Annotated in this window: 9 protein-coding genes; 5 read left to right on the top strand and 4 right to left on the bottom strand. The window is 70.3% G+C overall.

Going from position 1 to position 14875, the window contains the following annotated elements; all coding sequences use genetic code 11:
- Window positions 1-298: 298 nt before the first annotated feature.
- The 4 genes from VF092_01195 to VF092_01180 form a co-directional block, all read right to left on the bottom strand.
- Window positions 299-1621: a RagB/SusD family nutrient uptake outer membrane protein gene (locus VF092_01195; GenBank protein HEX6745900.1), complete on the bottom strand. Its 1323-nt coding sequence runs from the start codon at window positions 1619-1621 to the stop codon at window positions 299-301.
- A 204-nt stretch (window positions 1622-1825) separates the two neighbouring features.
- Window positions 1826-4885, bottom strand: coding sequence for a TonB-dependent receptor (locus VF092_01190; protein HEX6745899.1), 3060 nt, complete (start codon window positions 4883-4885; stop codon window positions 1826-1828).
- A 497-nt stretch (window positions 4886-5382) separates the two neighbouring features.
- Window positions 5383-6327, bottom strand: a complete 945-nt coding sequence (gene uvsE, locus VF092_01185; protein HEX6745898.1) for a UV DNA damage repair endonuclease UvsE — start codon at window positions 6325-6327, stop codon at window positions 5383-5385.
- A gap of 239 nt (window positions 6328-6566) precedes the next feature.
- The gene (locus VF092_01180; protein ID HEX6745897.1) at window positions 6567-6935 is read right to left on the bottom strand and encodes a PAS domain-containing protein; all 369 of its coding nucleotides are present in this window, start codon (window positions 6933-6935) and stop codon (window positions 6567-6569) included.
- 203 nt (window positions 6936-7138) lie between these two features.
- Here VF092_01180 and VF092_01175 point away from each other — a divergent pair, with 203 nt between their 5' ends.
- The 5 genes from VF092_01175 (at window position 7139) to VF092_01155 (ending at window position 14460) form a co-directional block, all read left to right on the top strand.
- Entirely contained in the window at window positions 7139-7690 is a 552-nt protein-coding gene (locus VF092_01175) for a PRC-barrel domain-containing protein (GenBank protein HEX6745896.1), read from the top strand.
- A 124-nt stretch (window positions 7691-7814) separates the two neighbouring features.
- Window positions 7815-9161 carry a gluconokinase gene (locus tag VF092_01170; protein ID HEX6745895.1) on the top strand — a complete coding sequence of 449 codons (1347 nt, stop codon included), beginning with the start codon at window positions 7815-7817 and terminating at the stop codon, window positions 9159-9161.
- 265 nt (window positions 9162-9426) lie between these two features.
- Window positions 9427-11517: a transketolase gene (gene tkt / locus VF092_01165; GenBank protein ID HEX6745894.1), complete on the top strand. Its 2091-nt coding sequence runs from the start codon at window positions 9427-9429 to the stop codon at window positions 11515-11517.
- Between the two features lie 118 nt (window positions 11518-11635).
- Window positions 11636-12778 (top strand): transaldolase, encoded by a 1143-nt coding sequence (gene tal / locus VF092_01160; protein HEX6745893.1) that lies wholly within the window; start codon window positions 11636-11638, stop codon window positions 12776-12778.
- 1040 nt (window positions 12779-13818) lie between these two features.
- Window positions 13819-14460: an NADPH-dependent F420 reductase gene (locus VF092_01155; protein HEX6745892.1), complete on the top strand. Its 642-nt coding sequence runs from the start codon at window positions 13819-13821 to the stop codon at window positions 14458-14460.
- Window positions 14461-14875: the final 415 nt, after the last annotated feature.

The following is a 14875-nucleotide window of genomic DNA, read 5'->3' as shown; positions in this document are numbered from 1 at the left end:
TGGACCAGCTCGGATCCAACGCACTCGCGCACTTCTGTTCCTGGACATCTGGCCGAGCATACTGCATCCAACCCGCACCGAACCCTCTCCCCACGCTGAGGTCTCCCCCCTTCTCCCCGTTATCGGGAGAAGGGGGGGCCGGGGGGGATGAGGGCCCTCGCGCGCAGCGCGACCCCGCTGTTCCGGCGACTGTTCCAGCGACCGTTCCGACGCCTGCTCCGTTGAGCGAACGAAACCGCCGCCCCGGAATCCCGGAGCGGCGGTTCGTATTTCCTTTCTCACGCGGCGGTGAGCCGCGTCACGCGTTGGGGTTGTTCGCCCGCTCGACGTCGGGGAGCGGGAGGCAGCGCTGCGAGCCGTAGGTGCCGCCGGCGTGGTAGGCGGTGCCCGGCGCCGGGCTCAGCGGCAGGTTGAAGCGGATGTAGTCGCCCAGGTGGTGGCCGTCGAGGAAGAACTCGCGGCGCCGCTGGTCGATGATCTCGGCCAGGATCTGCGCCTGCGTGGTGCCGGTGAACGCCGGCTGGCCGCCGCGCGTGCGCTCGGCCGCGATCACCGCCAGCGCGGGCGCCAGGTCGTTGGCGCGCGCCGCGGCCTCGGCCACGATCAGCTGCGCCTCCTGGTAGCTGGCCAGCACCATCGGCGTGCTCGAGGTGGTGTACTTCTTCTGCAGCCACTGCTGGATCCCCGTCACCGTCAGCGCGATCCCGCCGGGGCCGGAGCCCGCCACCGAGTCCACCGGCACGCGCGGGTCGCCCAGGCGGCGGTACAGCGGCCCCACCGTGGCGGACAGTGAGACGGCGGTTCCCGCCTGCCGGTTCTCGGACCAGATCTTGTTCTGCCGCAGCGAGTTGGCCCCCGAGGTGGTGACGTTGTACACGAAGCCCGAGGGGATGGCCGCCGCGTCCGTCCGCGCTGCTGCGTACTGCCCCAGGTCGAGCTCGGCGCGCGCGCGCCCCAGCCGGGCCGCGTTGGCCAGCTGCGCGTTCCCCGCCGCCGTCGCCGCGGTCATCGCGGTGTTGAAGCGCGCGATGGCCTCGGTCAGGATCTCCGCCGGCGTCATCTCCGGCCCGTAGATCGGGTTGCCGCTGGCGTCGAAGTTGGAGATGGTGGCCGAGCAGAAGCCCTCGCCCAGCAGGACCAGCGAGTAGCCGGCCACCAGCGCCGCCTGCGCGATCTTCGCCTGGCGGCCGGAGACCTGCGCGTCGGTCCACTCGTTCAGGTGGCGCAGCAGGTTGTCGGCCCCCGAGCGCGCCTTCTGCAGCGGCGCGTACACGCCCAGCTCGGCGCAGGTGCGCGACTGGTAGCGCCGGTCCGCCGACGTCATCGTGCGCTGGTCGTACGGGAAGCGGTCGGCGGTCTGCGTGGCGTCCTGCAGCTCGTCGCCGATCAGGCCGCCCAGCGCGGCGTAGGCGCCGGCCGCGCACTCGAAGTCGCCCACCACGCCGTTCAGCAGCGTCTGCGCGTTGGCGGGGTCGTTCTCGAACGCCTCGGCGCCGATGCGGTTGCTGGTCTGCACGTCCAGCGCGTCCTTGCAGGCGGGGAGCCCCGCCATCAGCACCGCGGCCGCCGCCAGCGCCCCCCAGGGCACCCGCCGCCGCATGCGTCGTTGTTCTCGCGTCATCGTCTTCTCACCGTTCGGGTTAGGAAGTCCTGAGTCCTAAGTCCTAAGTCCTGAGTCCTAAGTCCTAAGTGCTGAGTGCTGAGTGCTGAGTGCTGAGTCCCGGGCTCGATCGCCTATCGTCCTGTTCGTAAGTCACTTGGGACTTAGGACTCAGGACTTAGGACTCTTTTACTGGGCACTTGGCACTTGGCACTGGGCACTGCCTCAGAAGTTCAGATTCAGCGTCACCACCCACGACGTCAGCTGCGGCAGCGTGGTCTGCTCGAACGCGCCGAAGTTGCCGCCGCGGGTGCCTCCCAGGAACATGGCCTCGGGCTCCAGCCCCTCGTAGCCCGTCCAGGTGTGCAGGTTGCGCCCCGCCACCGACAGCGACGCGCGCCGCGCGCCGGCGCGGCGGGCCAGCGTCTCGGGGAGCGAGTAGGTCAGCGACACCTCGCGCAGCTTGGCGAAGCTGGCGTCCTGGATCAGGAAGTCCACCAGGTTGCGGCTGCTCTGGACCTGCGCGATGCGGACGGGATCGAAGCGCGTGGGATAGTAGTTCTCCTCACAGCGCCCGAAGAAGGTGCAGCGGACGCGCAGGTTGCCGTCCACCTTCTGCATCCCCGTCTTGAAGTCGATCAGCCCGTACAGCCGGAAGTTCTGGAAGAAGGAGAGGGTGGAGCTGAACGAGCCCTCCACCTTGGGCAGGCTGCGGCCCAGGAACACGTTCGGCGCGTCGTCGGCGGTGCCGAAGTTGCCGTCGGCGCCCCTGCACGGCATCGACCCGCCCGAACCGTTGTCGCACATCACGTTGATCGGCCGGCCGTTCGCGTCGAACTCGGCCGACAGCACGCGCTGCTCGAAGAACGAGCCGATCGGGAAGCCCTCGCGGTGCTCCAGGAAGCTCCCCGCCGTCACCGACGTCAGCCCCGGGAGGCCGAGGGTGACCACGCGATTGTTATTGGTCGCGACAGACAGATTGAGGTCCAGCCCCACGTTGCGGCGGTCGAGCGGGCGGCCGCGCGCGGACAGCTCCCATCCCCAGTTCTTCACCTGGCCGGCGTTGAAGAACTGCGTGCCCGAGAAGCCGATCGACGGCGCGATCTCGCGCTCGAGGATGGCCCCGTTCGTCCGCTTGTTGTAGTAGGTCACCTCGAAGCCCAGCCGATCGTCGAGCAGCCCGGCGTCGAAGCCCACCTCCAGCTCCTTGCCGCGCTCGGGTCCCAGCGCCGGGTTCCCCAGGAACTGCGGCGTCACCGCCGGCGCGTCGCCCGTGCCGATCGCGGGCGCGTAGGTACGCTGCGCGGCGAAGGTGGGCGGCTGCTTCCCGGCCTCGCCGTAGGCGGCGCGCAGGAGGAGGGTGGAGATGAAGGGGACGCTGAAGAACGGCTCGTCCGTCACCACCCAGCTGCCGCTGACCTTGGGATAGTAGACGCGGTCGAAGTTGCGCCCGAACGCGCTGTTGTCGTCGGTGCGCAGCCCGAAGGTCAGGAACAGCCGGTCGTTCCAGCCGAACTGCTGCTGCGCGAAGAAGCCGAGCTCCGCGTTCTCCAGGCTGAACTCGTTGTTCACCCGGTCGGCCGTGGTGGCGTCGATGGCGGTCAGCCCCTGCGCGGGGAAGATCTCGCCGTACGCGTACACGGTGTCGCTCTTCGTCCGGTAGTACTGCCCGCCGAAGGTGGTCTTCGACGACAGCTGCCGGAGGAGGTCGAACGTGGCCGTGCCGCTGTAGTCGATCGTCCGGTAGCGGATGTCGCCGTTCAGCACCTCCTTCAGCCCCAGCGCCTCGCTCCCGAACACGGGGTTGGAGACGAGCGAGTCGATGCGCGGGAAGAAGGTGACGTTGTCCTCGCGGGTGAAGTCGGCGCCCACGCTCATCCGGTGCGCGAACCAGCTGAACGGCCGGTGGTTCACCTGCAGCGACCCGATGAAGCGGTTGACGCCCTGAGAGAAGTGGTAGAGCGCGTCGTACTCCTCCGGCAGCCCGCTGTGGAAGCCGCGCTGGTGGGCCACGGCGCCGACGGTGTTCGAGGGCGAGGCCAGCACGGTGGACCACACGCGCCCGCCGAAGCCGGCCTCGGCGGAGAGGTTGGTCAGCCCGTCGGTGTACCCCATCCCCGCGTCGATGTCGAGCTTGCTGCTGGGCGCCACGGTCAGGTTCAGGCGCGCGGTGTAGCGGCGCATGTCGTTGCTGCGCTCGGCGCCCTCGCTGTCCTCGAACCCGCCCGACGCGTAGTAGCGGAAGCGGTCCGTCCCGCCGCTGGCGGAGACGTCGGCCTGCTGGTGGTGGCCGGTGCGGAAGATGGGCGTGCCGCGCGCGTTCTCGCGCTCCACGATGTCGAAGGGCACGGTGTCGAGCGCGCCGGTGGGCCCGCCCACGCGCGGGATGGGGCCCCAGTTCACCCAGAAGCGCCCCTCGGGGTTCTGCAGGAAGTTGGCGCCGGTGCGCACGTTCACGCTCCACTGCGTGCCGCCGCCGGCCGCGCCCTTCTTGGTGATGATCTGGATCACCCCGTTCGACGCCTCGGTGCCGTACAGCGTGGCCGCCGCGGGCCCGCGCAGCACCTCCACGCTCTGGATGTCTTCGGGGTTGATGTCGTTGATGCGCGAGATGGTGCTCGAGCCGAACGCCTGGTTGGCCGGCCCGGTCGCGGCGGTGGAGTTGATGCGCACGCCGTCGACGTACACCAGCGGCTCGTTGGAGAGCGAGAACGAGCTGGCGCCGCGGATGCGGATGCGCGCGCCGGTGCCCACCGCGCCGGTGCCGGGCTGGATGACCACGCCCGGGGCGCGGCCGTTCAGCAGGCTCTGCACGCTGGTGACGGGCGCCTCGCGGGTGACCTCGGCCGCGTTGATGGTGCCCACGGCGTTGCCCAGCGCGCGGCGCTCGGTGGGCTGCGCGGTGCCGGTGACCACCAGCTGGTTCAGCGAGATGGCGGCCTCCTGCAGCGCGAACTGCACCGCCATGTCGCCGGTGCGCACGGTGCGGGTGGCACCCTGGAAGCCGAGCAGGCTCACGCGCAGCGTGGCCTCGGCGCCGGTGACGCCGGCGATGCGGAAGTGCCCGGCGGCGTCGGTCACCGCGCGCAGCGAGGTGTTGACGACGACCACCTGGGCGCCGGCCAGCGGGCGCCCGCCGCCGCTGGCCACCACGGTGCCGCCGACCTCGCCGGTCTGGGCGGCGGCGCCCGCGGGGAGCGCCAGCTCCAGCGCCACGGCCGCCGCGGCCAGGCGGCGGAGCGTCCACACCGCGCCGGGCGGTTCCGAACGCGTGGTTGGTTGCATGGGGGGTCCTCCTGGAGGGGTGAACGAACAACGGCGCCGCACCGCGCCGGCCATTCCATCAGCCGAGGGGGCGGGGCGCCTGGTCACGCGGGCGGCATGCGGGCCGCTCGCGGTGGATTCGGGGCGTGTGCCGGGGTGCGTGGCGGTGCTCCGGGGCGTGGCGTGGGGCTGAGTGGCAAGCGCCTCCGAGGGGCGCGGATCTGCGGGTGGAACTCCGAGTTTTCCGGGGGATCTATCGCGAAGGTAGCCCGGCCCGCGGAACGGCGCAAGGTAGACGGCGCGCCACGGCCCGGTCACGATTTTTCATCGAACGAGATACGAAAGATGCACGGCTGGTGAGGCGGGACAAAGTGCGAAAATGCGGGGATTCGCGGCGGGATCGGGATCGGTAAACTGCAGAATCTCACGCAGAGGAGCAGAGGTAGCAGAGGCCCGGACCGGGGTTCCTCTGCTGCCTCTGCTCCTCTGCGTGAGCTTTCTTTTCTTTTGATCTCGTCCTACATCGCACCGTCCGGCCAGAGGCGCAGGCGCGCCATGTCCGCGCGGAGCTTGAGGAGCGCGGCGTCCTTCATCTTCGCCTCCAGCATCACGTCGAACGGGCGCGGGCCGGCGGCGCGCAGGAAGGCGGCGAGCTCCCACGGGTTCACGTAGTCCGCGTGCTGGGAGAGCAATGGCGGCGCGGGCACCTCCTTCCCGCCCTTCACCACCACGCGCGAATCCATCTTCGGCGACGAGAAGTGCACCTTCGGCGTGACCTCCGCCGGCCACGTGTCCAGCGCGGCGCGGACGGCGTCGCCCATCTCCATCGTCCCGGGGTTCAGCAGGTGGTGCTGGTGGTCGAAGATCACGCGGACGCCGACCGCCTCGTGCACGCGCAGGCAGTCCTGCACGGTGTAGATCGTCTCGTCATTCTCGATCACCAGCCGCCGCCGACCGGACTCCGAGAGCCGCGGCCAGTTGGCGATGAAGCGCGCGATGGCCGCGTCCTTGTCGCCGTACGCGCCGCCGAGGTGGAGGATGACGACGGCCTCGGGGCCCTGCTCCATCGCGTCGAGCAGTTCGGCCTGCGCGTTCACGTCGGCGATCCCCTTGGCGTTGATGGCGGGGTCGACGGCGCTCAGGAGCACGTACTGCGAGGGATGCAGCGACAGCCGGATCCCCCGCTCGCGCGCGATGCGGCCCAGCTCGGCCAGCCCGCCGCGGCACTCCGCCACCTGGTTGTGGAACTGGGGGAGATCGGGGTGGGTGCGGTAGGGGACGAAGTCGGACGAGATGCGGTACATGCGCACGCCGATCTCGTCCAGGTAGTCGAAGATGGCGTGGAGGTACTCCATCGACACGCGCAGGTGCGGCCCCGACTGCCACCGGCGCGCGTCGTTGCTCTTCAATCCCTCGCGCCCCGCCACCTTCACCGCGAACCCCAGCCTGCGCTCCGCGCTCACATCATCCTCTCGATCGATCCCCGGCATCGGTCCGGGCGAATAGAATTCACGGCAACAACCGCACAAAGTCGCTGCGCGACTGCGGGAGAAATCATCCAGCATCTCCAGAAGATTCGGTGAGGTCACCTATCCCCGTACGACAGCTCGCCGCCACGCACGAATCCGTCCATGCAGTCGCGCAGCGACTTTGTGCTCTTGTTGCCGTGAATTCATTCGCCCGGCCACCTGGAGCCGCAGCTTCACGGGCGCTCGACGCAGACCCAGACCGTGTCGGTGGTCGGGCTGTAGAACATCGAGATCACCACGTTCTTCTGGCGGCCGTCGCGGAAGCGGAAGACGTAGTCGAACACCGTGTGCAGCTGCTTCTTCTCTACTCCCTCCACGAAGCGGCCGTGGAACTCCTGCACCTTCGTGCACGGCGCCACCTCGTCGAAGAAGCTCTTCCCCAGCGCGTCGTCCTTCGCGACGCGGGCCAGCTCGCTCTCGGTCTGGTTGAACTTCAGCACCCTGCCGGTCCGGTCGAGCTGGATCATTCCCATCGGCAGGGTGTCGAGCTCGGCTTCGGACAGCACGTCGGCCTTCTCCAGCACTCCGGCGGTCGCCTGCATGATGTGTCTCCAGTAAATGCGGGGAATCGATGCGGGCTGTCCCGCGGCACCGCCAAGAATATGTCACTGTATAATGTTTGTCAAATCTTTGTCGAAGACACGGGATCGTGGAGATGGAACCCGATTTGCGGCCGGGGGACGGCTCCGCGCGCGCCTTCACCGGGCGCCGCGGCGGACACTCGACGAACCCGGGAGGTACGCCGATGACAAACGACGACCTGGACCGCGTGGTCCCGCTGGACGAGCTCGACGACTTCCGCATCGCCCGCGACGACCCCGACCCGCGCGGATGGGAGGTGGTGGCGGCGGACGGGCGCAAGATCGGCGAGGTCGACGAGCTGCTGGTGGACACCGGCGCCATGAAGGTGCGTTACCTGGACGTGGACCTGGACGACGAGATCGTGGCGGGCGAGCACGACCGGCACGTGCTGGTGCCCATCGGCTACGCGCGCCTGGACCGCGACCACGACCGGGTGATCGTGGACGAGATCACCTCGGGCGACCTGCGCGCGATCCCCGCGTACGACCACGGCCCCATCACGCGCGACTTCGAGACCTCGGTGCGCGACAGCTGGCGCCGCGACCGCGAGCCGCCCGCGCCGGAGCGGATGCGGGCCGACGCGCAGGACGACTTCTACGCCGACGACATCTACGACGAGTCGGCCTTCTGGGCCGCGCGGCGCTCCACCGGCCTGGGCGGCGCGCTGGGCGACCTGGGCCGCGACCCCGGCCGTCCCCGCGACGTCCAGCGGTGATTTTGATCCCACGCAGAGGCCGCAGAGGGCGCAGAGGGCGGGACGAAAACCCTCTGCGCCCTCTGCGGCCTCTGCGTGAGATTCATGGGATGCCTGGCGCAACACGACGGCGTAGATTGCGGGGATGAGCAAGCCGTGCGTGCTGGCGGTGGACGTGGGCTCGTCGTCGGTGCGCGCACAGCTGTACGACGCGCGCGGCCGGCCGGTGGGCGACGGCCCCGCGGCGCAGGTGCCCGTGCGCTGGCGCACCCACCCGCGCGGCGCGATGGAGACGGACGCCGACACCCTCGTACGCGCGGCACTCACCGCGCTCGACCGGTCAGTGAAGCTCGCGCGCGCGGCGCGGATGGAGATCGGCGCCGTGGCGCTCGACACCTTGTGGCACGGGGTGATGGGCGTCGACGCCAACGGCCGCGCACTCACCCCGCTCCATGCCTGGGGCGACACGCGCGCCCGCGACGACGCCACGCGGCTTCGGGAGGGGATCGATGCGGACGCCGCACACGCGCGCACCGGCTGCTTCGTGCACGAGAGCTATCCGGCCGCGCGTCTGGTCTGGCTCCGCCGTACGCAGGGCGATACCTTCCCGCGCGCCGCGGCCTGGCTCTCCATCGGCGAGCACCTGGGCGAGCGGCTGCTCGGCGTCCGCCGCACCTCGCTGTCGATGGCGTCGGGGACGGGGCTGCTGGACGTGCGCCGCTGCGCGTGGGACGCGGAGATGCTGGCCGCGTGCGGCATCTCCGAGGCGCATCTCTCCGAGCTGTCGGATGAGCCGATGCGGGGCCTGCGGGCGCCGTTCGCGCGGCGCTGGCCCGAGCTGGCCGGGGTCCCGTGGTTCCCCGCGCTGGGCGACGGCGCCTGCGCCACGCTCGGCAGCGGCGCCGCCGAGCCGGGCCGCATCGCGCTGACGGTGGGGACGAGCGCCGCCGTCCGCGTGCTGCGCGAGGACCCGGCGCCGCGCGTGCCGGACGGGCTCTGGCTCTACCGGCTGGACGCGCGCCGCACCGTGGCCGGGCGGGCGCTCTCGAACGCGGGAAATACCTTCGCCTGGCTGCGTCGCACGCTCCGCCTTCCCCGCCCCGAGCGGCTGGAGGCGATGCTGGCGGCCGCGGCGGACCGGCCCGTCCCGCATCTCCACGTCATCCCCACCCTGCTGGGCGAGCGCCCGCCGCTGTCGGAGCGCGAGGAAGCCGCCACCATCGCGGGGATGACGATGGACACCACGCCGACCGAGATCTGGCGCGCCTGGCTGCAGGCGGTGGCGATGCGCGTGGCGGAGGCGGTCGCAGCGGTGGAGCGGGAGTACGGCCGCGCGGAGGAGATCGTGGCCAGCGGCGGCGCGCTGCACGCGTCGGATGCGTTCCGCCGCATCGTGGAGCGCGCGCTGGGCCGCCCCGTCACCCTCCGCCCCGCCGGCGACGACACCGCCCGAGGCGCCGCGCTGGTCGCCCTGGAGCGCATCGGCGCCTGAGACGGCTGTCCGCGCCGCGGCGCCGAATTCGCAGCGAGCCCGAGGTGTTGCCGGGCGAATGAATTCACGGCAACAAGGGCACGAAGTCGCTGCGCGACTGCTCCCCGGCATCCGCGCGACGCGCCGAACTCCGCGTCGGCGCTGAGTTCTCCCCTCCCCTGCGCAGCGGGGGAGGGGCCGGGGGAGGGGGCCCGCCGGCGGCCGCGCAGACGTCAGAACAGCGGCGCCGATCCGGCCCGCGAAAACCATTCAACCAGACCGATCGATGTCCGACGGACGGCCGTACGGCGGCGACCTGGACCAGCTCTGCATCAATACCATCCGCACCCTGTCGATGGACGCGGTGCAGAAGGCCAACTCCGGCCACCCGGGCACGCCCATGGCCCTGGCGCCGCTGGCCTACGTGATCTGGACGCGGCACCTGCGCCACAATCCCCGCGACCCGCACTGGCCCGACCGCGACCGCTTCGTCCTCTCCGCCGGGCACGCGTCCATGCTCCTGTACTCCATGCTCTACCTCACCGGGTACGGGCTGGAGCTGGACGACCTGAAGAACTTCCGCCAGTGGGAGAGCCGGACCCCCGGCCACCCCGAGTACGGGCTGACCCCGGGCGTCGAGACCACCACCGGCCCGCTCGGCCAGGGCTTCGCCAACGGCGTGGGGATGGCCATGGCCGAGGCGCACCTGGCGGCGCAGTTCAACACCCCCGAGCACCGGCCCGTCGACCACCTGGTCTACGCCATCTGCTCCGACGGCGACCTGATGGAGGGCGTGGCGTCCGAGGCGGCGTCGGTCGCGGGCCACCTCCAGCTCGGCAAGCTCATCTACTTCTGGGACGACAACAAGATCACCATCGAGGGCTCCACCGACCTGGCCTTCACCGAGGACGTGCTGGCGCGCTTCGCGGCATACGGCTGGCACACCGACCGCATCGAGGACGCCAACGACCTCGCCGCGATCGACGCGGCCATCGAGCGCGCCAAGGCCGACCCGCGGCCGTCGATGATCGCGGTGCGCTCGGTGATCGGCTACGGCTCGCCCAACCGCGCGGGAAGCGAGAAGGCCCACGGCGAGGCGCTGGGCGAGGAGGAGGTCAAGCTCTCCAAGCAGCAGCTCGGCTGGCCCACCACCGACACCTTCTGGGTCCCCCAGGAGGCGCTCGACCACATGCGCAAGGCGGTGCCCCGCGGCGAGCGGATCCAGGACGAGTGGCGGCGGCGCATGGACGCCCTGGCCGCGGCCGAGCCGGAGCGGGCGCGGGCGCTGCAGGACGCGCTCGCCCGCCGCCTCCCCGAGGGGTGGGACGCGGAAGTCCCGACGTGGAGCAAGGACGACAAGCCCATCGCCACGCGCGCGGCGTCGGGGAAGGCGCTGAACGCCATCGCCCGCAGGGTGCCGTGGCTGATGGGCGGCTCGGCGGACCTGGCCGGCTCGAACAACACCAACATCGACGGCGGGGGCGACTTCGAGGCGCAGAGCTACGACGGGCGCATCCTGCACTTCGGCGTCCGCGAGCACGCCATGGGCTCGTTGATGAACGGGATGACGCTGCACGGCGGGGTGCGCGTATTCGGCGGCACCTTCCTGATCTTCAGCGACTACATGAAGCCCCCCGTCCGCCTCGCGGCGCTGATGGAGCAGCCGACGATCTACATCTACACGCACGACTCCGTCGGCCTGGGCGAGGACGGCCCCACGCACCAGCCGATCGAGCAGCTGGCCTCGCTCCGCGGCGTCCCCGGCCTGGTCGACCTGCGCCCCTGCGACGCGAACGAGACGGCCGAGGCATGGCGCTTCACCATGGAGCACACCGAGGGGCCCGTCTTCATGGCGCTCACCCGCCAGGCGCTCCCCATCCTCGACCGCGACGTGCTGGGCGACGTGTCCGGCCTGCGCAAGGGCGCCTACATCCTCGCGGAAGCAGAGGGCGAGCTGCAGGCCATCGTCATCGCCACCGGGAGCGAGGTGAGCGTCGCCCTCGAAGCGCGCGAGCAGCTGCAGGCCGAGGGCGTGGGGACGCGGGTGGTGAGCATGCCCAGCTGGACGCTCTTCGCCCGGCAGCCGCGCGAGTACCGCGACGAGGTGCTGCCGCCCGAGATCAAGGCGCGCGTGTCCGTCGAAGCCGCGAGTCCGCTCGGCTGGGAGAAGTGGGTGGGGACGGAGGGCGCCATCGTGGGCCTCTCGCGCTTCGGCGCCAGCGCGCCGGCGAAGGAGATCTTCAAGCAGCTGGGCTTCACCGGCGACAACGTCGCGGCGAAGGTGCGGACGCTGCTGGGCCTCGAGGGCGGCAACGGCGAGGAGGCCGGCCTGGCCGCGGCGGGCCCGGCGCGGCACGGGACGGACGAAGGGAGATAACAGATGGTCCTGAGTCCTAAGTCCTAAGTGACCGGACCTCAGTTAACTTGGGACTCAGGACTTAGGACTTAGGACTTAGGACTTTTGGTTCAGCTTACCCGAACCCAGGACGGTACAGATGTCCGACACCGCGAAGAGCCGCCTCCACGCCCTGCACGAGCAGGGGCAGAGCGTCTGGCTGGACTACATCCGCCGCGGCATCCTCGAGAACGGCGAGCTGGCGGGGATGATCCGCAGCTACGACCTGCGCGGCGAGACCTCCAACCCCACGATCTTCGAGGAGGCCATCGGCAAGGGCGACGACTACGACGACGCCATGGAGACGCTGGCCGCCGAGGGCGTGGAGGCCGGCGAGGCGTTCGAGACCGTGGCGGTGGAAGACATCCAGGACGCCTGCGACCTCTTCCGCCCCGTGTACGACGAGGCGGGCGGGCACGATGGGCTGGTGTCGATCGAGGTCTCGCCGCTGCTGGCCGAGCACACGCAGGAGACCATCGACGAGGCGCGGCGGCTGTGGAAGCTGGTCGACCGGCCCAACGTGATGGTCAAGGTCCCCGGCACCGACGAGGGGATCCCCGCCATCGAGCAGCTGCTGTTCGAGGGGCTGAACATCAACATCACCCTCCTCTTCTCGCTGCGCGGCTACGAGGCGGTGATGGAGGCCTTCCTGCGCGGGATGGAGCGCCGCGCCGAGGCCGGCCTCCCGCTGGACCACGTCGCCTCCGTGGCCTCGTTCTTCGTCTCGCGCGTGGACTCCTCGGTAGACGCGCAGCTGGAGAAGATCGCGGCCGAGGGCGGCGCGCGCGGCGAGAAGGCGAAGAGCGTGATGGGGCGCGCGGCCATCGCCAACGCGAAGATGGCCTATCTCCGCTTCACCCAGGTGTTCTCGGGCGAGCGCTGGGAGCGGCTGAAGGCGAAGGGCGCGCGGGTGCAGCGGCCGCTGTGGGCCAGCACGTCGACCAAGAACAAGGCCTACCGCGACGTGATCTACGTGGAGGAGCTGATCGGCCCCGACACGGTGAACACCATGCCGCTGGCCACCATCGAGGCGTTCGCCGACCACGGCGAGGTGCGCCGCACGGTGGACACCGACCTGGACCGCGCACGCGCCGACCTGGCCACGCTGCAGGAGCTCGGCATCGACCTCGACGCGGTGACCGAGCAGCTTCAGGTGGAAGGGGTCGAGAAGTTCTCGAAGTCCTTCCGCCAGATGATCCAGACGGTCGACGAGAAGCTGACGCGGGTGGCCCAGGAGACCTGAGCCGGCCGCCGGCCCGCACCGACGAGCCCGCCGCAGGCGGGCTCGTCGTTTTTTTCCGCCTGGCGGCAGGCGGCGGGAGGCAATAAGGAATTTTTCGGAGTGGTGCCGTCTAATGATCCAGACGATGACGTGAAGCTGACGCGGGTGGTGCGGGAGAGGTGGCCGGCGGCGCGGACGCGCCGCGCGGAATCGCTCCCCGGCCCCCGCCGGGAGCGACTTCCTTGCGCCCGATCCCCCACCACTCCACTCCTCTGGCGGCAGGACGCGCACGCACCGCGTGGCATCCGCGACACGTCCACTCCGTGCCGATGTGCCCGTGGGTGGGACATCGACGTGAGGCTTCCCTGTCGCAACTTGGACAGCCGCGCCCCATGGCATGCCGGAAATGGGCGGGCGCGCGAGATGAGGTAAGTGCCGCAACGGCACCATCTTCGCACAATTCGGGTCGTTTTCGAGGACACGGCACAGTAACTGCAACAGTCTTGCGTCGCAGATCAGCCATCTCCAGTTCGTCCGGATTCATCCCGCAGGACGTTCCACGCACCGCCGCCAGCAGTTCGCAGGACCAGCAGCACAGATGATCGTTGCCGGGAGCGGGCCCACGGGTTCGGCCCTTTAATGCGCCGAACATCGTCGCCCGTCACAGGTACGCAGGCCTCAGCCCGCCGCCCCGTGGCCCGCCCGGCCCACAATCGCCCGTTCGGTTCTTGATGGGGATCACACAGGCTGGCGGCAGACCCGGAGCCGGGGCAGGCTTGCAGGACCGTTGATGGGCGCAGGGAATCACGTACGCAGTCTACAATGCTCACCTTCATGATCCCTGCCGGCCTGCCCGGCGGGTGGCCGGGCCGGCTCCCTTCCACCGGGAGCTGGCCCGGCCGCCTTTCATAAGTGCCCAGTGCCCAGTGCCCAGTGCCCAGGGAACCGCTTCGCCCGGGCACTTGTCCCGGTTACCCACGGGTGCCTGCTTGCGCCTCTTCTCCGCGCCGGCACACCTTCCCGCATCCCTGGAACATCCCCCTGGAAGAACGGGAGCTACGATGAAGATCGGCATCCTGGGCACCGGCGTGGTGGGGCAGTCGCTGGGGCGCGGCTTCGCGGGACGCGGCCACGACGTGATGATCGGCACGCGCGACCCCGGCTCGGGGAAGCTGGACGAGTGGGTGGCAGCGACGAACGGGCGCGGCTCCGTGGGCACGTTCGCCGAGGCGGCGGCGTTCGGCGAGCTGGCGGTGCTCGCCACGTCGTGGACGGGGGCGGAGAACGCGCTGCGCTTGGCCGGCGCGGAGAACCTGGACGGGAAGGTGGTAATCGACGTCACCAACCCGCTGGACTTCTCGGCGGGCGCGCCGCGGCTGAGCGTGGGGTTCAGCGACTCGGCCGGCGAGCAGGTGCAGCGCCAGCTTCCCGGCGCGAAGGTGGTGAAGGCGTTCAACATCATCACCGCGGGAGAGATGGTGGACCCCGACTTCCCCTGCGGCCCACCCACGATGTTCATCTGCGGCAACGACGAGGGCGCGCGCCACGCCGTGGCCGGCATCTGCACCGAGTTCGGCTGGGAGGTGGTCGACATCGGTGGCATCGAGGGCGCGCGCCTGCTGGAGCCGCTCGCGATGCTCTGGATCGTGCACGGCGTCCGCTCGGGCGCGTGGACGCACGCGTTCAAGCTGCTGAGGAAGTGACGGAGTGCTGAGTGCGTGAGGGGCGACGCAGAGATCTGTCATTCCGAGCGCCGCCGCTCGACGGATCTCTCGTCCGCATCATCATTTGCGCGGCGGCCGAGGAATCTATGGCCGGCATTCGAGCGATAGCCGAGGCTTTCGCGCGGATACTGACCAGAGATTCCTCGGCCGCCGCCAGGCATTGGTGCCGCATCGAGTTCGGTGCGGCGGCGCCGCTCGGAATGACATCCCCCGCGTTCGTGCCTTTGGACGTCGGCCATTGCTCGCGGGCGGTTTCCGTCTGAGTTTTCGGGAAGATGATGGTTCCGCGGAGGGACATCCTCATCCACGGGAGCCGCTCGCGATGCTCTGGATCGTGCACGGCGTCCGCTCGGGCGCGTGGACGCACGCGTTCAAGCTGCTGAGGAAGTGACGG

The organism is Longimicrobium sp. (assembly GCA_036377595.1).
Lineage (GTDB): Bacteria > Gemmatimonadota > Gemmatimonadetes > Longimicrobiales > Longimicrobiaceae > Longimicrobium.
This window is presented reverse-complemented; position numbering and strand designations above follow the sequence as displayed.

Excerpts from the sequence above, each read along its gene's own strand:
- VF092_01195 (HEX6745900.1), bottom strand. The coding sequence starts at position 1,621 with ATGACGCGAGAACAACGACGCATGCGGCGGCGGGTGCCCTGGGGGGCG.
- VF092_01190 (HEX6745899.1), bottom strand. The coding sequence starts at position 4,885 with ATGCAACCAACCACGCGTTCGGAACCGCCCGGCGCGGTGTGGACGCTC.
- VF092_01180 (HEX6745897.1), bottom strand. The coding sequence starts at position 6,935 with ATGCAGGCGACCGCCGGAGTGCTGGAGAAGGCCGACGTGCTGTCCGAA.
- VF092_01175 (HEX6745896.1), top strand. The coding sequence starts at position 7,139 with ATGACAAACGACGACCTGGACCGCGTGGTCCCGCTGGACGAGCTCGAC.
- VF092_01170 (HEX6745895.1), top strand. The coding sequence starts at position 7,815 with ATGAGCAAGCCGTGCGTGCTGGCGGTGGACGTGGGCTCGTCGTCGGTG.
- tkt (HEX6745894.1), top strand. The coding sequence starts at position 9,427 with ATGTCCGACGGACGGCCGTACGGCGGCGACCTGGACCAGCTCTGCATC.
- tal (HEX6745893.1), top strand. The coding sequence starts at position 11,636 with ATGTCCGACACCGCGAAGAGCCGCCTCCACGCCCTGCACGAGCAGGGG.
- VF092_01155 (HEX6745892.1), top strand. The coding sequence starts at position 13,819 with ATGAAGATCGGCATCCTGGGCACCGGCGTGGTGGGGCAGTCGCTGGGG.